Source organism: Seleniivibrio woodruffii (assembly GCF_004339245.1).
GTDB classification, from domain to species: domain Bacteria; phylum Chrysiogenota; class Deferribacteres; order Deferribacterales; family Geovibrionaceae; genus Seleniivibrio; species Seleniivibrio woodruffii.
Genome location: NZ_SMGG01000005.1, coordinates 222,004 through 242,577 on the forward strand (window position 1 = coordinate 222,004; position 20,574 = coordinate 242,577).

Annotated in this window: 22 protein-coding genes; 13 read left to right on the forward strand and 9 right to left on the reverse strand. The window is 48.3% G+C overall.

What is annotated here, in order from left to right; genetic code table 11:
• The first annotated feature begins 52 nt into the window (after positions 1–52).
• From argC to C8D98_RS10625, 4 genes are all read left to right on the forward strand, one after another.
• On the forward strand, positions 53–1,057 hold the full coding sequence (argC, locus tag C8D98_RS10610; protein WP_132874123.1) for an N-acetyl-gamma-glutamyl-phosphate reductase: 1,005 nt from the start codon (positions 53–55) through the stop codon (positions 1,055–1,057).
• Between the two features lie 32 nt (positions 1,058–1,089).
• The gene (gene argJ / locus C8D98_RS10615; RefSeq protein ID WP_243640962.1) at positions 1,090–2,292 is read left to right on the forward strand and encodes a bifunctional glutamate N-acetyltransferase/amino-acid acetyltransferase ArgJ; all 1,203 of its coding nucleotides are present in this window, start codon (positions 1,090–1,092) and stop codon (positions 2,290–2,292) included.
• A 163-nt stretch (positions 2,293–2,455) separates the two neighbouring features.
• Positions 2,456–3,988, forward strand: coding sequence for a cache domain-containing protein (locus C8D98_RS10620; protein WP_132874124.1), 1,533 nt, complete (start codon positions 2,456–2,458; stop codon positions 3,986–3,988).
• A 2-nt stretch (positions 3,989–3,990) separates the two neighbouring features.
• A complete protein-coding gene (locus tag C8D98_RS10625; RefSeq protein WP_132874125.1) occupies positions 3,991–5,553 on the forward strand; it encodes a response regulator in 1,563 nt (520 codons plus the stop codon).
• A gap of 36 nt (positions 5,554–5,589) precedes the next feature.
• On the opposite strand, the gene C8D98_RS10630 is transcribed toward C8D98_RS10625, so the two are convergent.
• The 4 genes from C8D98_RS10630 to C8D98_RS10645 form a co-directional block, all read right to left on the reverse strand.
• Complete coding sequence (locus C8D98_RS10630) at positions 5,590–6,048, reverse strand: MarR family winged helix-turn-helix transcriptional regulator (RefSeq protein ID WP_132874126.1); 459 nt, start codon at positions 6,046–6,048, stop codon at positions 5,590–5,592.
• A gap of 83 nt (positions 6,049–6,131) precedes the next feature.
• Positions 6,132–6,434 (reverse strand): hypothetical protein, encoded by a 303-nt coding sequence (locus C8D98_RS10635; RefSeq protein ID WP_132874127.1) that lies wholly within the window; start codon positions 6,432–6,434, stop codon positions 6,132–6,134.
• Positions 6,431–7,249, reverse strand: a complete 819-nt coding sequence (locus tag C8D98_RS10640) for a sulfite exporter TauE/SafE family protein (protein WP_132874128.1) — start codon at positions 7,247–7,249, stop codon at positions 6,431–6,433. Before C8D98_RS10640 ends, C8D98_RS10635 begins: the two co-directional genes overlap by 4 nt.
• 74 nt (positions 7,250–7,323) lie before the next feature.
• Positions 7,324–8,241, reverse strand: a complete 918-nt coding sequence (locus tag C8D98_RS10645; RefSeq protein WP_132874129.1) for a helix-turn-helix transcriptional regulator — start codon at positions 8,239–8,241, stop codon at positions 7,324–7,326.
• A gap of 267 nt (positions 8,242–8,508) precedes the next feature.
• Here C8D98_RS10645 and C8D98_RS13760 point away from each other — a divergent pair, with 267 nt between their 5' ends.
• Positions 8,509–8,652, forward strand: coding sequence for a hypothetical protein (locus C8D98_RS13760; RefSeq protein WP_165871287.1), 144 nt, complete (start codon positions 8,509–8,511; stop codon positions 8,650–8,652).
• A 2-nt stretch (positions 8,653–8,654) separates the two neighbouring features.
• Here C8D98_RS13760 and def read toward each other — a convergent pair whose 3' ends face one another.
• Together def and C8D98_RS10655 are read right to left on the reverse strand one after the other, a co-directional pair.
• A complete protein-coding gene (def, locus tag C8D98_RS10650; RefSeq protein WP_132874130.1) occupies positions 8,655–9,158 on the reverse strand; it encodes a peptide deformylase in 504 nt (167 codons plus the stop codon).
• Between the two features lie 3 nt (positions 9,159–9,161).
• On the reverse strand, positions 9,162–9,701 hold the full coding sequence (locus C8D98_RS10655) for a glycine cleavage system transcriptional repressor (RefSeq protein ID WP_132874131.1): 540 nt from the start codon (positions 9,699–9,701) through the stop codon (positions 9,162–9,164).
• A 220-nt stretch (positions 9,702–9,921) separates the two neighbouring features.
• Between C8D98_RS10655 and C8D98_RS10660 the strand changes: the two genes are divergently transcribed.
• From C8D98_RS10660 to C8D98_RS10680, 5 genes are all read left to right on the forward strand, one after another.
• A complete protein-coding gene (locus C8D98_RS10660) occupies positions 9,922–12,327 on the forward strand; it encodes an ATP-dependent Clp protease ATP-binding subunit (RefSeq protein WP_132874132.1) in 2,406 nt (801 codons plus the stop codon).
• A complete protein-coding gene (locus C8D98_RS14005; RefSeq protein ID WP_132874133.1) occupies positions 12,314–13,627 on the forward strand; it encodes a 2-dehydropantoate 2-reductase in 1,314 nt (437 codons plus the stop codon). The genes C8D98_RS10660 and C8D98_RS14005 overlap by 14 nt, the downstream gene beginning before the upstream one ends.
• Before the next feature lie 70 nt (positions 13,628–13,697).
• On the forward strand, positions 13,698–14,147 hold the full coding sequence (locus tag C8D98_RS10670) for a PilZ domain-containing protein (protein WP_132874134.1): 450 nt from the start codon (positions 13,698–13,700) through the stop codon (positions 14,145–14,147).
• A gap of 35 nt (positions 14,148–14,182) precedes the next feature.
• Positions 14,183–14,716, forward strand: a complete 534-nt coding sequence (locus C8D98_RS10675) for a DUF3833 family protein (protein WP_132874135.1) — start codon at positions 14,183–14,185, stop codon at positions 14,714–14,716.
• A 116-nt stretch (positions 14,717–14,832) separates the two neighbouring features.
• Positions 14,833–15,429: a peroxiredoxin gene (locus tag C8D98_RS10680; protein WP_132874136.1), complete on the forward strand. Its 597-nt coding sequence runs from the start codon at positions 14,833–14,835 to the stop codon at positions 15,427–15,429.
• A 54-nt stretch (positions 15,430–15,483) separates the two neighbouring features.
• Here the strand turns inward: C8D98_RS10680 and C8D98_RS10685 are convergent, their stop codons facing one another.
• Positions 15,484–16,032: a hydrolase gene (locus C8D98_RS10685; protein WP_132874137.1), complete on the reverse strand. Its 549-nt coding sequence runs from the start codon at positions 16,030–16,032 to the stop codon at positions 15,484–15,486.
• Between the two features lie 12 nt (positions 16,033–16,044).
• Positions 16,045–16,644 (reverse strand): HAD family hydrolase, encoded by a 600-nt coding sequence (locus C8D98_RS10690; RefSeq protein ID WP_132874138.1) that lies wholly within the window; start codon positions 16,642–16,644, stop codon positions 16,045–16,047.
• A gap of 117 nt (positions 16,645–16,761) precedes the next feature.
• Between C8D98_RS10690 and mnmA the strand changes: the two genes are divergently transcribed.
• Together mnmA and C8D98_RS10700 are read left to right on the forward strand one after the other, a co-directional pair.
• Positions 16,762–17,796, forward strand: a complete 1,035-nt coding sequence (gene mnmA / locus C8D98_RS10695; RefSeq protein ID WP_132874139.1) for a tRNA 2-thiouridine(34) synthase MnmA — start codon at positions 16,762–16,764, stop codon at positions 17,794–17,796.
• Positions 17,780–18,451, forward strand: coding sequence for an asparagine synthase-related protein (locus C8D98_RS10700; RefSeq protein WP_165871288.1), 672 nt, complete (start codon positions 17,780–17,782; stop codon positions 18,449–18,451). The genes mnmA and C8D98_RS10700 overlap by 17 nt, the downstream gene beginning before the upstream one ends.
• Here the strand turns inward: C8D98_RS10700 and C8D98_RS10705 are convergent.
• The gene (locus C8D98_RS10705; protein WP_132874141.1) at positions 18,448–19,683 is read right to left on the reverse strand and encodes a sensor histidine kinase; all 1,236 of its coding nucleotides are present in this window, start codon (positions 19,681–19,683) and stop codon (positions 18,448–18,450) included. The genes C8D98_RS10700 and C8D98_RS10705 overlap by 4 nt on opposite strands.
• A 145-nt stretch (positions 19,684–19,828) precedes the next feature.
• On the opposite strand from C8D98_RS10705, the gene C8D98_RS10710 reads away from it, so the two are divergent.
• Positions 19,829–20,488, forward strand: a complete 660-nt coding sequence (locus tag C8D98_RS10710) for a hypothetical protein (protein WP_165871289.1) — start codon at positions 19,829–19,831, stop codon at positions 20,486–20,488.
• Positions 20,489–20,574: the final 86 nt, after the last annotated feature.

Here is a 20,574-nt window from a genome sequence, read left to right on the forward strand (position 1 = left end):
TTCCTCAGGTTTTGCACTATCTTTTCTGAACACAAATCAGGCGGAGGGTGCGATGATAGTTTCCGTAATCGGGGCAACCGGCTACACCGGATATGAACTAATAAAAATTCTGGCGAGACATCCCCTCTTCCGCATAGGCCATCTGGTCAGCGAAACCTACGAAGGCAAAGCATTCAGCGAGGTTTATCCTTATTTCAGAAATATATGCGACACCGTAATAATCGGCAGGGACTATGAAAAGGTAGCCGCAGAATCCGAAGCGGTTTTCCTCTGTCTGCCCCATGCGGCGGCACAGCAGGCGGCTGAGTTCTTCCACTCCAAGGGACTGAAAGTGGTGGATCTGTCGGCAGATTTCAGGATTAAAGATGCCGTGCTTTACGAAAGCACATACAAAACAAAACACCTGTTTCCGGAGCTTCTGGCTTCGTCCGCATACGGCATACCGGAGATATTCGGCGAAGAGATAGCCAAAGCCTCACTTGTGGCAAACCCCGGCTGCTACCCCACAACGGTGATAATGCCGCTCTATCCTCTGATAAAAGAGGGCATGATAGACACGTCGTTTGTGATAGCCGATGCCAAATCCGGCGTAACAGGCGCAGGGCGCAAGGCCGACCTCTCCCTCTCATTCTCCGAGGTGAACGAGGATTTCAGAGCCTACAACATCTTCGGACACAGACACAACCCCGAAATGATACATATCCTTGAAAGAGCGGGAAAAAGAGCCGACATAACCTTTACGGCGCATCTGCTCCCCGTAAACAAGGGCATCGAGACCACCATATACGCAAAAACCGACAAGAGCCTTGCGGAGCTTGCCTCCTGCATGAAGGCTTTCTATAAAGACCGACGTTTTGTGAGGATATACGACAACGGACACATCCCTTCCATAAAGGATGTCGTTGATACTAATTTCATCGACATATCCCTGTTTGTGAAGGACGGAAAGCTGATAGTCGTTTCCTGCATCGACAACCTGATAAAGGGCTCCAGCGGCGCAGCCGTTCAGAACCTGAATGTCATGTGTCAGCTGGACGAAACGGCTGGTATAATCTGATACAATCATAAACGTAAAACACGGAGAAAAATATGATCCAGAAAATAAATAAAGCGGGCGTATGTGCGCCCCTCGGATTCCTTGCAAGCGCAGTCAACGCAGATGTGAAAGGCAAGGGCAAAGACAAAAAAGACCTCTGCCTGCTCTATTCGGAAGTTCCTTTCAAAACCGCCGCAGTTTTCACTGCAAACACATTCAAGGCGGCTCCCTTAAGGCATGCAATGGAACTTATGAAGCAGGGAAAAGAGTTTCAGGCCGTTCTGGTTAACAGCGGAAACGCAAACGCATGCACAGGGGCACTGGGGATAGAAAACTGCGAAACACTTGCTCAGGCAGTGGCCGACAGCCTCGGCATTGACCCTTCAAAAGTGCTTACAGGCTCAACGGGAACCATAGGCGTTCAGCTTCCCGTGGACAGAATGGTATCCCACATCGAAACACTGGCGGACGAGCTTGACGACGGAAATTCAGACCTCTTCGCAGAGGCCATAATGACCACCGACACCTTCCCGAAGCAGGCGGGTGTGCTGGTTGAAACTGCAAACGGCGCATACGTTGTTGCAGGCGTAACAAAGGGTGCAGGCATGATAGCCCCCAACATGGCCACAATGCTCTGCTACATAACGACAGACGCAATGGTGAACGACAAAAACCTTCAGGCGGCTCTCGACCATGCAGTAAAAGGCTCTTTCAACAGTATCACGGTTGACAACGACATGAGCACCAACGACACGGTTTTCCTCATGGCGAACGGCATGAGCGGAATAATCCCCGACATGGACGAGTTTAAAGAGGCCGTGGCAACGGTCTGTCTTGAACTTGCGAAGATGATAGTCAAAGACGGCGAGGGCGCAACCAAGTTCATCACGGTGAACGTTAAAAATGCCTCTACGGAAGAGGATGCAAAAAAATGCGCATTCCTCATCGCCAACTCACCGCTGGTAAAAACCATGTTCCACGGCGAAGACCCCAACTGGGGCAGGCTGATGGCCTGTGTGGGTGCAAGCGGCGTTAAAGCGGACGAAAGCACGACTGATCTCTATTTCGAAGACCTGCTCTATGCCAAAGGCGGACTGATAATAGACCCCGCAATGGAGCCGAAGGCCGCCGCAATAATGAAGCAGCCTGAAATATCCATAACACTGGATTTAAACACCGGTTCAGAATCGGCCACAGTATACACCTGTGATCTCAGCAGGGAATACATCGCCATAAACGCAGACTACAGAAGCTAAAAATCACAAAGCCCCCTGACCTGAAAGGGGGCTTCTTTAATTTTTTTACACTTCCCTTTCAATTTTTTTATGGTAAAATAATAACATCGTTTCAGAATAAACTATTTTAACGGTTTATTAAGTTGCGACTGATTTCATAATTTATTGTTTTGCGGAGACGTTTATGAATTTTAAAGTGCCCGTATGGGTCAAGATCTTCATGCCTATAGGAATATCCATAGCTCTGTTCCTGTATATCGTCTTCGGAATCCACCTGCCCGATGTTGAGACCCGACTTCTGGAGCAGAAGAAATCTCAGATATACGACCTGACCCAGACCGCAGTCGATGTTATTGAGCATAACTACAAAATGTTCAAAAGCGGTAAAATGACCGAAAAAGAGGCTCAGGCACTTTCAGTCAGCATCATTTCCAGCATGAAGTTCGGCCCTGAGGGCAAGGACTATTACTGGATAACCAATTTTCAGCCTAAAATGATAATGCATCCCTACCGCACCGATCTTGACGGCAAAATGCTGGACAAGTTCGCCGACCCTTCCGGCAACCAGCTTTTCAACGAAATGGTGAAGGTGGTCCGAAAGAGCGGCGAAGGGTATGTGAACTATATGTGGCAGTGGAAGGATGATCCGAACAACATCGTCCAGAAGATATCATATGTAAAAGCGTTTCCAGAGTGGCAGTGGATAGTCGGCACAGGGATATACATAGACGACATCAAAAAAGAGGCATCGTCTCAGGTTCAGAAACTGATGTTCTTCACTCTCATGGTCTTCTTTTTCATTTTGATCCTATCCGGCTACACCATAATATCCGGCGTTGAGACCAACAAAGAACTGATGCGGCGGGAATCGGAACTGGAACAGCTGAACCGCGAGCTTGAAGACAGGGTCGAAACAAGGACAAAAGATCTTAAAAACTCTCTGGAAAACCTGAAAAGAACGCAGAATCAGCTCATTGAGGCGGAAAAGATGGCCTCACTGGGCAACCTTGTGGCGGGCGTTGCCCACGAGATAAACACACCGGTGGGCATTGGGGTCACCACGGCAACCTTCCTTGAGGATAAACTGAAAACAATTACGGCGGCATATCAGTCCGGACAGATGAAAAAGAGCGACCTGGACAAGTTTTTTGAGATAGCCGACCAGTCACTTAAAGGTATAACATCCAACCTTATGAGAGCCGGAACCCTTGTCCGCAGTTTCAAACAGGTGGCTGTCGACCAGTCCAGCGAACACCCCAGGGTTTTCAACGTTAAAAACTATTTCGAAGACATTCTCCAGAGCCTCGGCCCCAGATTCAAAAACACAGGGCATAAGGTTTATCTTAACATCCCCGATGATGTAGTTATAGAATCCTTCCCCGGCGCATTCATGCAGATATACACTAACCTGATAATGAACAGCCTGATACACGGGTTTGACGAGATAGAGAACGGCGTAATAGAAATATCTCTGGAAAAGGGCGACGGCGAAATAAGCATAATCTACTCCGACAACGGCGTCGGAATGGACGAGGATCAGCAGAGCAGGATATTTGAACCGTTTTATACCACAAAGCGAAACGCAGGAGGCTCCGGTCTCGGCATGAACATCGTATATAATCTGGTCAGCAGACAGCTGAACGGTACCATAAAAACATACAGCAAACCGGGGCAGGGAACGACTTTCACAATAACCATGCCCGTCAAGGGGGTCTGAGAATGATTGACAACGGCGATGACAGCCTTATTTTTGCTCCGGAAAACGGGAAAACCGCAGAAAAAGTTCAGGAAGAATACTGGAAAGTGCTCATAGTGGACGACGAACCGGACGTTCACTCCACAACAAAACTTGTTCTGGAGGATTTTTCCTTTGAGGACAAGGGGCTGAAATTCATAAGCGCATACTCGGCAAAAGAGGCCATGGAAATACTTAACAACCAGAAGGATATCGCTGTGATACTCCTTGATGTTGTCATGGAGAGCAACAGCGCAGGGCTTCAGCTGGCAAAGATAATCCGAAACGAAATGGGCAACAGGTTCAGCAGGATAATCCTGCGCACCGGACAGCCCGGCGAAGCACCTGAAAAGAAGGTCATAGCCGAATACGATATCAACGACTACAAAAACAAGGCGGAGCTGACAAGCCAGCAGCTTTACACCAGCATGTTCTCCGCTCTCCGCTCATACAGAGACCTGAAAATAATCAACAAGAACAGCGAAGGTCTGAAACAGATAATAAACTCCACCGCAAACCTCTTTCAGAGGCAGAACGTGGAACAGCTGGCACAGGGTGTTCTCACTCAGGTGGTCTCCATTCTGGGGCTTGAAAACTCTTATTACGTCAGCACATCCGGCTTCACAGCGGCACAGACAAGCGACAGCGATTTCCGTATCATAGCCGCAACCGGACGTTTTACAAAATGCATCGGAACAAAGGTCGAAGACTGCACCCCTATTCCTGCGGATATAGTTCCATATCTTCAGGAGGCCATCAGCAAGGAGAAGAGCGGCTTCATCGACACACACTACGTTGGCTATTTCCCCACAATGAAGGACAAGATACACCTGCTTTTCATTGAGGACTGCTCAAAGGATCTGGGACCTGAAATAGAAAACCTGCTCACCATCTTTAACCACAATGCAGGCATAGCGTTTGACAACGTAATCCTTAACAAAGAGATACACGACACCCAGATAGACATAATCTACCATCTGGGCGAGGTTGTGGAGAACCGCTCAAAAGAGACCGCATACCACGTCAAGCGTGTTTCCGAATACACCTACACTCTGGCAAGGGAGATGGGATTCAGCGAAGAGGAGTCACAGCTTTTCAAAATGGCCTCGCCCATGCACGACATAGGCAAGATAGGCATTGCCGATTCCATTCTGCTGAAACCCGAAAGGCTCGACCACGACGAGCTGAACATAATGCGCACCCATACGGAGATAGGCTACAATATGCTTAAAAGCTCGTCCCGCCCGCTGCTCCAGACCAGTGCCGTGATAGCCCGTGACCATCACGAATACTGGGACGGAAGCGGATATCCCAGAGGGCTGAAAGGCGAAGATATACATCCTGCGGCACGCATTGTTTGTCTTGCGGACGTTTACGATGCTCTGGGCAGCAAAAGGGTTTATAAGGAAGCGTGGAAAGAGGAGGACGTCCTCACTTTTGTCCGTGAGAACAGAGGAAAGATGTTCGACCCCAAGGTTGTGGACGCACTTTTTACAGCTTACGAAAGAATATCCCGCATAAAAGAAAGGTTTAAAGACCCGGAATAAAAAAGGGAGCCGCAAGGCTCCCTTCACTTTTATAGATCAGGCCTGTTTTATGTTGGCCTTTCTGAGTTTTCTCAGGATAACCGCCAGACTATCCTGCTCCTCCTCAGTCAGGCATTCGAAATATCCCTCCATGTTCAGCGCATGGGTGGGGAAGATATCCGCTATCAGCGCCCTGCCCTTCTGAGTTATGGAGGCAACAGTCACCCGTTTGTCGTCATCTCGGCGGACAGTTTCTATAAGTTCTTTCTGTTTAAGATTTTTCAGAACAACTGTCATGTTTCCGGGGGTGCTGATCACCAGCTTTGTCAGCTCGCCCACAGTCAGTTCGCCCATGTGATACAGGGCTTCCAGAACTCCGAACTGCTGAATCGTCAGACCGTTCACCTCTACAAATGCGTTCTCTCTGGCACGCACGGCAGAAAACGCCCTGACAATCTCAATCCACGTTCTCATGGCCATGTCGGCCCGTATTCCGTAAGAGTGTTTTCTTTTCATATTTTTCTCCTATGGAGAGAAATATATTACTAATTAGTAATATTTCAATAGTTTTTTCTGTCGGTATAAAATAAATAAAAAAATCAGCCGAGTTTAAAGATTACGCTTATGACCAGAACGAGGATTATCGCCAGACTGAACAGCACCATAGGTCTGTTCTTCTCGCTCAGATAGTGGAAAAAAGCCAGCAGAACACCTGCGAAAGGCGTAGCTATGAACATGAAGGCGGTTGCCATTGCCGCATAATAGTCGAGACCGGTGTCAGATCTAAAAACACTTCCGCCGAAAAGCGACAGCAGAATAACCCCCACAGCCAGAACTATTCCGGCCTTGGTTGTCATGGTATACAGCTTTGCGATCCTCTCTTTAAGCACTCTGTCCGTCATTGTATCCCCTTGTAGAACATCTGAACGGCTATCACCGACAGCACGGCGGCAAACATTATCCTAAGCCTTTTGTCAGTGATCTTCTGAAATTTCGATGCACCGAATCTTGAACCGAAGATAACCCCGAGAACCATCGTGATTGAGGTTACAGGCGAGGAAGTTCCGTAGATTATATAAGGTATGCTTCCTGCGGCAGCTGTCAGGCCTATCATATAGTTGCTGGTGCCGATGGACACCTTTATGGGTATTCTGGACACCAGATTCATCACCGGAACCTTGATAACCCCGCCGCCTATGCCAAGCGCACCGGAGGCAAACCCCGCAAATGCGGAAACTGCCGCAACTATTTTGAGCTTAACAGGGGTATACTTCACCTCTTCGCCCCGTTCCGCATCGAAATAGCTGTCGGAGAACCGGTTGGAAACGGACGTTTCATAGGTTATAGCATCGGATTTTTTAAGGCTTTCACGCACATAAAGCATCGCTATCATGAACAGCATCACGCCGAAGGAAATCTCAAGAACGTGTTCGGGGGTGTGGTTACCCGCCATTCCGCCTATGAACGCCGCAAGAACTGTAAGCATTTCAAGAAAAAGGCTGAAACGGAGATTAACAAACCCTTTGACGATATTTACAGGCACAACGGAAGTGCTGGTGGAAACTATGGTCATAAGCCCCGCCGCAACCGCATAGTGCATGGGAATATCAAAGAAAAGAACAAGAACGGGAACAATTATGGAACCGCCGCCTATGCCAAGCATAGCGCCGATGATCCCTGAAAAAAAACCCACAAGGAGAAGGAGAATAACCGTCATTTGTTAACTCTGTGATGTAAAAGATTAAACAGGTGTATATACTAGCCCCGTGCACCACTCAAGTCAACCCATAATCACCCGCCGTTGACCTCCAGAGACTCCCTGAGTATGTCTGCGAAATAGTCCCTGACTATGTGAGGCGACAGGATGCGGATGTGGGGAAGCCATTCCAGACAAAGCTTAACGCACTCCAAAGGCGAACCTGCCTGAAAGCTGAACCTGACGCTAAGATTCTCGTACTCTTCCAGAATCTGCTGATGTGGAAAAAACCGCTTCCGCCGCAGAAAATCTGCCATGGGGTGAGCCAGAATGCACTCAACCTTTATCTTTTTGCCTGCGTCGAAGAACATGCTCTTGGCCTCGTCTATCTCAGCATCGAGCCCCTCAGGCACTCCGTCGAATATACTTCCCGTTGCCTTCAGGTTTTCTATCAGATCAAGGCTGAATTTGCGTATCTCTCCGTTCTTGTCCCCTGCCAGATACCAGAAACCGTCGCCGTAAATTATTCTATACGGCTTTATGATGTAGCTCTTGCCGTTCTTGCTGTACAGAAATGATATTTCCTGCCTGTTCATTATAAATGTTTCAAGTTCGGCGAATATGTCCGCTATCTTCTCAAACTCTATGGAATCCTGCTTGAGAAACCGAACCACCCTTTCCCTGTTTGATGCGGAAATGACCTTCTTTTTTATCCTGCGGAGGGTGCCCGAGAACTCATTGTTCAGAATGTTCTCCGCATAGTCGAAAAGTCCGGACAGCACAGCCAGTTCGTCCTGTTTCAGATAACTCTCCGACAGGCCGTATTTTTCAGCCATATACCAGCAGTGGCGTGAATCGTCATAGCAGACGCCCGGCAGACTGCTCATCTCCAGAAGATATCTCTGGGCGGTGCGCAGGCTTATCCCCATGTCCTCTGCCACCAGAGCGGAGGTCACGGTGCGGTTTTCGTTCAGAAGTCTTATCAGGTTGAGTGCTACATAGAGTTTATTCATAAATGCATTATACCATAACGACAATTATTGGCGCATCGAAATTATACAAAGCCGTCATCCTGAGCGAAACGAAGGATCTCAGTCTTACGATGACACGAGACTCTTCGCAAAGCTCAGAGTGACAATCTTTTCGTCTCTGCGAACGCAGTGAAGCATAATTGTCATTCTCAAAAACGCTGAAAGCGGAGTGAAAAATCTCATTTCTCTTTTTTGCAACGACAGAAACTGTCGCCATACCCCTGTATATTACAATAAAAGGAGGACGAAATGGACAAATATGCAATTCACATCGCACTTACTATTTTTCTGGGGTTTCTGGTGCTTTTCTGTGTCAACGGCGGGAAGCCTGCGGAAAGATTAGCCGTAAACGATTCCGAAAGGGTCGTTTCCGCAGGATTTGTCAGGCAGTGAGCCTATTTGAATTTCTTTCTGCGGAACAGGTCGGTACGTTTGGATATGACCCTGTCAAGAAACAGAGTACCCTCAAGATGGTCGGTTTCGTGCTGAAGAAGAACAGCTTCGAAATCTTCCGCCTCGATAACCTTCTGCTCAAGATTCTCGTCCTGATAGCGCAGGAGAATCTTTTTTGCCCTATTCACGTTTCCGGTGTAGTCCGGCACGCTCATACAGCCCTCACGGAACTGTATCATGCCCTCCCACTGGATTATCTCCGGATTTATGAGAACAAGCCTTCCGTGGTTCTTTTCGCATTTCGGGTTCTTTGATGCGTCCGCCAGAACGATACGGACGTTCTCGCCTATCTGGGTTGCGGCGATACCTGTGGAGTGGCCGGAGGCCTCCATTGTGTCGGTCAGGTCTGTGATAACCTGTTTTATATAATCATCAATTACTTCAACATCTTCCGCCATCTCTTTAAGACGGGGATCGGGGTATTTCAAAACTTCTCTGATTGCCATATATTAAAACTCGTATGTTTCAATCTGTCTGATATTAACGTCTGTGCCCATATCTCTTGATATTTTTTTCAGGTCGTCTTCCCATCCGGTTCCCATCATTTTGGGATCGATGATGACCTCAAGCACCATAAGATATATAGGGCTTTTTTCCGAACCTGCAACCTTTGTCTGCAGGTCTAAAATATTTATTTCCCTGTTGGCCAGATACTCAGCCACACGGTTCACTATTCCGGGCTTGTCCGAACCATAGACCGAAATGATGTAATGCTCGCCGATGGGTTTTATTCCGGCCTCGCTCATTTCCTGAACGTTTATATCTATGTTCATGGTTTTTTCCAGATGCGAGAACATTTTTTTAACAGCCTCAGTGTCCACTCCCTCTTTGCTTACAATGAATATCGCAGAGAAGAAGCCCTGAAGCAGGGTTGAGCTGGAGTCCTCTATGTTGAAACTGTTCTCATAGAAAATCTTTGACACCGCAGCAACTATTCCGGGTCGGTCGGCGGCGATAAGTGTTACGGCAAAAAGGTTTTTCTGGTTCATAAATCACTCCGGATATGAGCTATTTTAAGTATTATTGTGTTTACGGGGCGGCATGTCAACTCAATTTTTTCCGCAGAGCAATAAGCATGAATATATTCATGTTTTTCAAGATTCACCTTGATAAACCCGTCCCTCAGAATATAATAAATGTATGCCACTCAAAATCCGTACGTCACCAAGTCACGGATAATTAAAAGATTATAAACCAAGGTTGAAATATATGTTTGAACTATTTACTGACCGTGCAAGACGGGTAATTCTTTTCGCAAGGGAAGCATCGGAAAGACTGATGCAGTCGTCCATCGACACAGAGCATATTCTTATGGGTCTGCTCAGGGAGCGTTCGGGCATCGCAGCGGAGATATTCACCAAGCGGGGTATCGACGTGACCATGCTGATGAACGATGTTAAAAGCGTCAGCGAAAAGGGACATAACCTGATGATAAAAGGCAGTCTGCCTTTCAGCCCGTCGGGCAAGAACGTTCTGGACTATGCGGTGGACGAGGCGAAGATCCTCAACACCAAATACGTCAACACCGAGCACATCCTTCTGGGGCTTCTGAAAGAGAAGAAGGGCAAAGCCTCGATGCTCCTTTCAAAGCTGGGCTTCGAGCTTCTGCCCCTGCGTGACGAGATAGCGGGACTTATCCGCACCTACAGCAAAAAGCAGGGACAGGCCGCAACACCCACCATTGACGAGTTCGGCAGAGACATGACTGCTCAGGCCAGAGAGGGCAAACTGGATCCTGTCATCGGCAGGGGAAAAGAGATCGAAAGGCTTGTTCAGATACTCGGCCGCAGAATAAAGAACAATGCAGTGATAATCGGCGAACCGGGCGTGGGCAAAACAGCTATAGTTGAAGGTCTTGCTCTGCGCATGATAGCCGAGGATATCCCCGATTTCCTGAAAAACAAAAGACTCATCTCGCTGGAACTGGGCAACGTTGTTGCCGGAACTAAATATCGTGGCCAGTTTGAAGAGCGGATGAAAAACCTCATAAAAGAGATTGAGACCGACGGCAATATCATAATCTTCATAGACGAAATACACACCATGGTCGGCGCAGGTGCGGCGGAAGGCTCCATCGACGCATCGAACATGCTTAAGCCCGCCCTCGCAAGGGGTGTTTTCCAGTGTATCGGTGCAACAACCCTGAACGAGTTCCGCAAGAATTTTGAAAAGGACGGAGCCCTGAACAGACGCTTCCAGACGATCCCTGTGGAACAGCCATCTGTTCCCGCAACGGTGGAGATTCTGGAAGGCATCAAACGCTACTACGAGGACTTCCACAAGGTGCTCATAGGTCACGATGTTCTGGAAGAGATCGCAAAACTCACCGACAGATACATCACCGACAAGTTCCAGCCGGACAAGAGCATCGACGTTCTGGACGAGGCCTGTTCAAGGCTGAAACTGGCAGTCCGCCAGACCCCCGAAGCACTGCTTAAGCTCAGACAGAAGCTGAACGAGGCAAAAGCGGCGAGGGATGAAAAACTCAGGATTGCCGACTACGACGACATACAGAAGTTTTCAAAGGATGTGGAGCGTTTAGCCAAAAAGGTTGCCGAATCTGAAAAGACATGGCAGCAGGAGCTTGAGGACAACTGGCCGACACTCCATGTTGACCATATAAGCGAAGTTGTTGCCCATATGACGGGAATACCCGTCCAGAAGCTACAGCTCGACGACATGGCAAGAATAGTCGGCATCGACAAAGAGATAAAGAAACATGTCATAGGACAGGACGAAGCGGTGGACGCTCTGGCAAAAGCAGTCAAGCGGAGTTTCGCAGGGCTTTCGAACCCCAACAGACCCCTTGGCTCCTTCATCTTCATGGGTCCCACAGGAGTGGGCAAAACAGAAGTTGCCAAAAAACTGGCCGAACTGGTTTTCGGTTCGGAATCGTCACTCATCCGTATCGACATGACGGAATACATGGAACGGTTCAACGCATCCAAACTTATCGGTGCGCCCCCCGGCTACGTAGGCTATGAAGAGGGCGGAAAACTTACAGAACTGGTACGCAGAAAACCTTACAGCGTTGTGCTGTTTGACGAGATAGAAAAAGCTCACCCCGAAGTGCTGAATATTCTGCTTCAGATACTGGACGACGGACACATCTCCGACAGTCTGGGGCACAAGGTGAACTTCAAGAACACAATAGTGATAATGACATCGAACCTCGGCACAAAACATACCCTCACCAGAAAGGCCATGGGATTTGAAACTGCCGAAAAGCCCAACTCAATAGACTACGGCACATTCAGCTCCAACGCAAACCGTGAGCTGAAAGACCAGTTCCCGCCGGAGTTCATAAACAGGGTGGACAAACTGATAGTGTTCAAACCTCTAGGAAAAGAGGAGCTTTACCGGATCATCGACCTGCAAGTGGACGAGCTGAACAGACGGCTTGCCGATATAGGCAAGTCCATAACCATAGACGACGAGGTCAAGGAGCATATCTTAAACTCCGACTACGACTTCACATACGGCGCACGCCCCATCAGACGCATTCTCCAGTCCCTCATTGAGGATCCGCTGAGTGATCTGCTTCTGGGAAGCAGGCTCGGAAAACGGAAGAATCTGAAAGCTAAAATGATGGAGAAGGAAATTGTTTTCAAATAAGCGGATACTTATTGCGGGCGCAGGAGCTATAGGCAGTTTTTACGGCGGACTTATGTCCCGTGCGGGATACGATGTGGAACTTATGGCCAGAGGAAAGCACCTCAGAGTCATGCAGGAGAGCGGAGTTCTCACCATTAAAAGCTGGAAATACGGTGAACCGGTTATTCCGGTGAAAGCCGTTTCCGAACCCTCCGGCAGATACGGAGTGATAATTCTTTGTGTTAAATCTCAGGATACCGATACGGCCTGTGTTCAGCTGAAAGACCATCTGGCGGAGGACGGGTGCATACTCTCATTTCAGAACGGAGTGGAAAATCCCGACGTTGTGGCAAAGCACTTCGGCGCAGACCGCACTCTGGGTGCGAGCCTTTTTGTGGGGCTCTGGATCGACCCGGCAGGCACTGTCAACCATACCAGCACGGGTGAATGCGTTTTCGGCGGCTGGAATAAAAAAGCTCAGAAATTCGAACAGCCTTTAAAGGAAATTTTTGACAGAAGCGAGATATTTTCAACTGTCTCTGATGATATAAAATATACCCTGTGGAGCAAACTGGTATGGAATGTGGCCTATAACCCCCTTTCAGCACTCCTTGAGAGCACCTGCGGGCCTATGATGAAAACTCCCCTCATCTTCGAGCTTATAGAGAAGATGGTGCGGGAAACTGTGGCCGCCGCAAAACTTGAGGGTGTAACCATTCCCGAAGAGGAATGGCGTGACAAAATAAAATACCGTGAACAGCTTGAAAAATACAAAACGAGCATGCTTCAGGACATAGAAAAACTCAAGAACCCCGAAATAGACGGCATTCTGGGACCCGTTATCCGTACTCTTGAGAAGCACGGACTCTCTGCCCCCTACTGCGAAACGGTTTTCAGAACCGTTCAGTTCAAATACGGCGGACACTACCTCTACACACCGAAACTCACAGCAGACGTTATCGCCAGAAAGGGCAACTCCATTCTTCTGATAGAAAGGATGAACGAACCCTTCGGCTGGGCTATTCCCGGCGGATTTGTGGACTACGGTGAAAAGGTCGAGGATGCCGCTGTCCGTGAGCTTTTTGAGGAAACAGGGATAAAAACGGACAGTATCGAGCTTTTGGGCATATACTCCGATCCGAAAAGGGACAAAAGAGGCCACACAGCCACAGCTGTCTATTTTACCGATACAGAACAGGAACCAAAAGCAGGGGACGATGCGAAGAATGCGGCTTTTTTTCCTCTGGATTCTCTGCCGGACAATTTAGCATTCGACCATAAACAGATAATTTCTGACTATATTAAAAAAGTTTATATATGATAGCATTTTTCATGTAATTTTTCCCTTGATTTATCATCAGAAATGACGATGATAGTTTCAGAGGGACAACATGAGCCACCTACCAAATAAAGTAGTTAACAGACGCGAACACATAAGAGTTCGTGTCGAACTTGATTTTTGTGTAACCAACGTAAGAAGACCCGACACCCCTGAGGCCGAGACCGAAAAGATATGTTTCCGCACAAAATCTCTGGATATCAGTGCAGGCGGTATATGTTTCGGTCAGAAGAACGTTCTTCAGGTCGGTGATATTGTTGAAATGCGCACAAAAAACAGCCTCACCCACTCCATGTGCCTTCGGTGCGACAGCGCATATTTCATGAGCACCGAAATAGAGCTGCAGCCAATGGAGGGCGTTGTAGTCTGGGCAACAGACAGCATCGCAGGGGTTAAATTCTCAAACCTCTCTCTGCGCAACGAGAACATCATCAATAAGATAGTCTGGGAAAACCACCTGAAGGATGTAAGGAACTCCAAGAAAAAACCGTCAATCTTTTAATTTGACTTCCGTGTTCCACAGGCTATAATTTTCACATGAATAAATATTTAATGCTCATTCTCACTGCGTTCCTTTTTTCCGGCTGTTTCAGCACCATCGACGCCCGCAGAACCATGCAGGCAGGCGTAATGGCTACGCCCGAAGATGCCTTCAGCGGTGTTTACAAAGGCGAAGGAATGCGGGTGGACATGTTCGGAAATACTAAAAGCACCTTCAATGCGACCCTGAAAGCATACAGCGAAAACGGCACAATATACATGCAGGAAACCCTTGAAGACAACACAGGTACACAGCGCAGGTTTACCTACAGAATAACAAAATCCGCAGACCAGACCGGATATGCATGTGTGGATATCGACTCTGTCCGCAGTTGCTCTGTTTCCCGTGCGGGGGATTCCATAGTGCTTAAGTCATGGCTGATGAGCCGATTCAGAGACAGTTTTGACGTTTCAATGCAGAGCGTATACCGTATATTGCCGGACGGAAAAATCTTAAAACGTTCATCTCTCAACAGATTTCTGTTCTTTTTCTCCGAAGAGGAGATAACATCATATAAGAAAGAGTTATAATTATCTGACATTAAAGAGACAATTTTAATCTCATTTTTACTATTGACAACTCCGGAAAAAAAGAATACAAATAATAAAAATTATCTGTAACTCAAATTTAACGGAGGTAATTCAATATGAGCCTGGTAACAAAACAAGCACCCGCTTTCTCCGAGGCAGCAGTCCTCAACAAACAGTTCAAAAACGTTAGCCTGGAAGACTACAAAGGAAAATGGGTAGTTCTTTTCTTCTATCCTCTGGACTTCACATTCGTTTGCCCCACAGAGATAACAGCTCTCTCTGATGCCAACGAAGAATTCGCAAAAAGAGACGCTCAGATAATCGGCGTTTCCACCGACAGCAAATTCAGCCACCTTGCATGGGTAAACACTCCCAGATCAGAAGGCGGCCTTGGCGATATCGCATATCCCCTTGTGGCAGACTTCACAAAGTCAATCTCCACAGACTACGGTGTTCTGCTTGACGGCGGAATGGCTCTTCGTGCAACTTTCATAATCGATCCCGAAGGCAAGGTTCAGTTTGAACTGGTACACGACCTCGGCATCGGCAGAAACGTTACCGAAATTCTCAGAAACCTTGACGCACTCCAGTTCGTCCGCAAACACGGCGAAGTTTGCCCCGCCGGCTGGACACCCGGAAAGGACACTATGAAACCCGACCCCGAAAAGAGCAAAGACTACTACAAAAACAATCCGGAAGGATGGCAGAAATAACACAAAAGGCGGCTCAAACGAGCCGCCTTTTTTTATTTATGAGTTGTCTGATGGCTATTTTATAAGCCCTGATATCTCTTTGAAACCTTCTCTGCCTGCGCCGCCCACAAGCTGGAACAGAACAGTCTCGGTAACGGTGATGACGGCTCCCGCCTTCTCCATGAAACCAAGCCCCGTGTGCCAGTTGAACTTAGCCCTTGAACAGACCGCATCAGCCGCCACATGAACGGTGTATCCGGCCTCAAGAAGGTCTATGGCAGTCTGGAGAACGCAGACGTGGGTCTCCATTCCGGCAAGGACTACGGTCTTGATCCCTGAGGTTTTAAGCTGATCAACAAAGCTCAGCTCGCCGCAGCAGGAGAAAGATGTCTTTTCAATGGCCTCGCATTTAAGATGTTCCGCAAGTTCAGGGATGGTTGCTCCCAGCCCCTTGGTATACTGCTGAGTGACAAGTGTCTTGACCCCCAGAATATTGGCTCCTTTGATGAGTCTTGCAGTGTTGTCGGTAACTTTTTTCAGTACATCAGGATCCATAGCTTTGACCAGCCTCTCCTGAATATCGATAACCACAAACGCTGTCGTCGCTTTTTCAAGTCTGAACATGCATAGTCCTCCTTAGATACTAATAATCGTTTCTATCTCTCTGATGCCATCTGCGGCATCCTTAAACAGCACTGTATTCAGTCCGCATGCCTTCGCACGGCCGATATGTCCCTCGTTGTCGTCAACAAACAGAGCCTCCGCAGGCTCAATGCCCATTTCTGCGCAGACCATGGGGAATATCTCCGGATGTTTTTTACCTATACCCAGACGGTATGAGTTGTACACCTTTTCGAACAGTCCGAAAAATCCGTACATATCGTTGAACTCGTCCAGCCAGTTCACCTGATCGCTCAGTATCGCAGTCCGTAAACCGGCTTCGTTAACCCTCTTTATAAGCTCAATGACCTGTGGACGGATGGCGAACCTGTCAAAGATGACCCTGCGCATTTCATCCCTTGTCATTTTAAATTCGTATCTCTCGGCGAACAGACGCCAGAAGGTGTCTTCATCCGCCCTGCCGTACATGTATCCCGTGCTCCAGAGCACGTCGCATGCATCCTCAAAGAATTTTCCGGGATCAAACCCGTGGATTCCGGCTATCTCAGTTAAACCTTTTTCCCAGCCTTCGTCCGCAATAACTCCTCCGAAATCGAAGAAAACCACTTTAATCATTATAACCTCTCACAATTCTATTAACATACTATAAAAACGGAATAAGTCAAATATCCGCTGTTGAAAAAACCGCTCCGGTGAACTATCTTACTCCATACCACAAACACGGAGCGTCATTTGAAAACAAAGGTTTTAGTGGCCATGAGCGGCGGGGTCGACAGCACCCTCACGGCACATATGATGAAGGAACAGGGATACGAGGTTCAGGGCGTCACTATAAAGTTCTTCGAGGGGCAGGAGCAGGCTCTGGCCGACGGAGAAAAGGCGGCGAAGGAACTCGGAATCCCATGGTATGCGGCCGACTACACACAGTTTTTTAAAGATGACGTTATCTCTTATTTCATAAGAACATATAAACTCGGCAAAACTCCCAACCCCTGCGCATGGTGCAACAGGAACGCAAAGCTGAACTATCTTTTCAGGGAGATGAAATCCAACTGCTGTGAAAAGATAGTAACAGGTCACTACGCCCGCAAAATTCCCTTCGGTGAAGGATTCCGCATTGCAAAGGGGACAGACAGCTCCAAGGACCAGTCTTATTACCTGTCGCTGCTGAAGGCCTGTCAGATAGAGGTTGTTGAGTTCCCCCTCGGCGGGATGGTCAAAACCGATGTTAAGGCAAAAGCGGCGGAGCTTGGTCTCTCGGTTGCCGAGAAGGCTGAGAGTCAGGACATCTGTTTCCTGATGGGCGAGGACTACGGCGATTTCCTCGACAGGCACATCGCACCTGAAACCGTTAAAAAGGGCTGGTTCATCCTGAACGGCAAACGCCTGAAAGAGCATAAAGGCATAATCTACTACACCGTGGGTCAGCGCAGAGGACTGGACATAGGCTATCACGAGCCGCTGTTCGTTAAGTCAATTGATGCCAGAAGCGGCGATATCATCCTTTCGGACAAGGAATCCGTCACAGGCAGAGGGGTTAAACTTGTGGAATGCGAGTTTCCCTCCGACCACGACAGAATATTCCGTGCCGAGGTGAAGGTGCGCTATCGTATGGCTCCCGTCGGCTGTCTGGTGGAGATCCAGCCGTCGCAGACCGCCACAGTTCTGTTCGACAGACCGGAATTTGCTCCCACGCCCGGTCAGGTGGCCTGTATTTATAAAGATGATTCGGTTATCGGAGGAGGATTCATTGGAGACGTATTTTAATAAATTTGACAAGGTTTTCGTAGCCTTAAGTGGCGGCGCGGACAGTGCGGCGGTGCTTATGATGGCTGTTGAATATCTCGGCGCAGACAGGGTAACTGCCTTCACATGCACCGGCAGCCACGTTTTCGGGCATGAAATAGAAACTGCGAAAGAGATTTCCGCAAAGCTCGGAGTTAAGCACGTATGCATGGTTGTTGACATGCCTGAGCAGTTCTACGAGAACGCACCCGACAGATGCTATCACTGCAAAAAAGCAACGCTGGCAAAGATAGTGGAGATGGCAAAAGGCGACACCATCTTTGACGGCACGAATATAGACGACGACCCCAGAAACCGTCCCGGATTCAGAGCTTTGCAGGAGACGGGGATAATCTCTCCCCTGCGTGATCTTGGGCTGGGCAAATCCTTTACTCTGGACAAGGTGAAACCGCTGGACATAGATTTCCACGACGAATCATGCAAGGCGACCCGACTGACACTGCCCATCGACGAAGAGCGCATGGACAGGGTTGAGCGGGTGGAAAGCCTGCTTCGTGACAGATTCAGAGGTCTTCGCTACCGTCTGGACGACAACCGAATAGAATTTAAAAAGCCGGTACGCCTTTCGGCGTCCGACTTTGAAAATATAGTTAACGCTGTCGGGATGATATCCTAGGTCAGCTCTTTTACCTCGCTGGGGATAACGATGCGGAACTTTACGCCCGCCGTGTCCCCGTTCGAGGCGGATATCTCCGCCCCCATGGCCTCTGCAAGAACGGCGCAAACCGCAAGCCCAAGCCCTGAACCGTCGGACTTGGTCGTATAATACGGCAGAAACAGCTTATCCATATCAGCATCCCCGAACCCCGTGCCGTCGTCCTCATAAACCGCTTCTATCCCCTTCTTAACCACCGAAAGGGTTATCACAGCGTTCTTGGCTCCCGCATCCAGCGAGTTGGTCTGCAGTATGGCTATTATCTTCCCGAATTTTGTCTTATCAATACTGACGCTGACATCCTCCGGACAGTGTACGGCGGTTATCAGATTTTTGCGGATATATCTGGCGGATTTCGCACGGATAAAATCAGCAAGCTCCGAAAGGGTCATTTCTGAGATAGCAACCTTTACAGGCATGGAGTACTCCACAAACTCCCCTATCCTCTCCGCCAGCTTAAAGGTCTCGCTGCGGATGGACATTATCTCCTGATTTCTGACACCCTGCCGCTCCAGAGTGTCCGTCAGGCGGTTTATCTCCTCAATAGGCTCCGCAAGCTCCTGCGCAAGACCAAAGGTCAGGTTCTCCATTCTGGTCTCGTGCTTCTGCTTGTTCTCCTCCTGCAGCTTTGAAAAATCCGCTATGGGCTTCGTCATCCTCTGGCTGAGATATACTCCTGTCAGAAGTCCCGCCACTATAATGAGCAGGTTCAGAAGCGCAAGTGCGCTGATATTTTTGACAATGCCTGCTACAATGGACGTTCTGCTGACAAAAAACTCCATAGTGCCGAGGTGTTCGCCTGCGGCATCGACAATTGGCATGCGGAAAACGATATTCGAACTGTCAGGGGTGATGGTGTCCCGCTCAACCCTGCCGTCGGCCATGTAAAGACCTTTAGAATTGTAAACGGCGATATTGTCCAGATGGGGCACAGCACTGGTAAGACGTGTTATTAAAGTAAAGATTCCGAAAGAATTGTCATCGTCCAGATATTTTATCACATCCGACGATATTATCTTCTGCTGTGCTTCCAGAAAGTGCTTTGTGGAACGCACCTCTGCGATATACTGAATATAAACGAACAGGACAATGTTCACCATTACAGCTGTGATCGCCAGAAAACCAATAAGCAGAATGGGTCTGCGTTTCAGACGTTTTACGAGACGCTCAGCTTTTTCACTTGGTGAGTGCATATTCTCCTCCCGTCATATTATACCCCATGATTTAAATTCGGCAACAGTTCAAGGTTAATCCGTTCTTAACGTTTTTTTCATTATTAACGTGGCTATTGACATAATTTTCTGATATCAAAAGAATATGCTAAATATACAAGATTTTATGCTCATTATTTCAGGCACTTTCGCATGGTTCACAGGCATTCTGTCTGCGGGCAGCGGCGGCCTTATTTTCCTGCCGGTCTCTGCTCTTTTTCTCCAGACGGGAATAATAACTCCCGTAACCGCAATAGCTTCGCTCCTTTCTGATTCGGAAAAGATGCTGAGATACGGCAACAACGCCTGCCCTGTGGTTCTGAAAGCCTCCATTCCCTTCACCATCGTCGGTGCGGGGCTGGGAGTTTTTCTGTTCTCCGTTTCCGATCTGCGGGTTTATGCAGTTTTCCTCTTTCTCTTTTATCTCGCCAACTCAGTCTACTCGCACAAATTCTACGGCCTCGGACGCATTCCGGTGTTTTTCGGGTCTGTCATTTCCGGCTATCTCGGAGTAACGGCGCTTAACACCTCAATGACCAGAGAGGAGGAGGGCAGCTTCTTCGTCCTCTGCTTTATGCGTGGAATTACAATGCTCAGCGCATATCTTATGTTCGGGGTACTCACAGCCGATGTCCTGATATACGGGATAATGGCAGGAATTGGTGCTCTTGCTGGCGGGTATCTGGGCAGACGCTACTTCAGCGGCTTTCAGGATCGTTTCCTCCGCTTTTTCGTAAAAGCATCTCTTATTGCCTGCATTGTCATCATCCTCGCCGGACAGCTCTGATCTTTTTTTAATGTTATGTTATTGGTTGTTCCAAGGTTACCGCATTATGAATGTGTGAGACTGCCGCAGCCCTTGCAGGGCTTCGC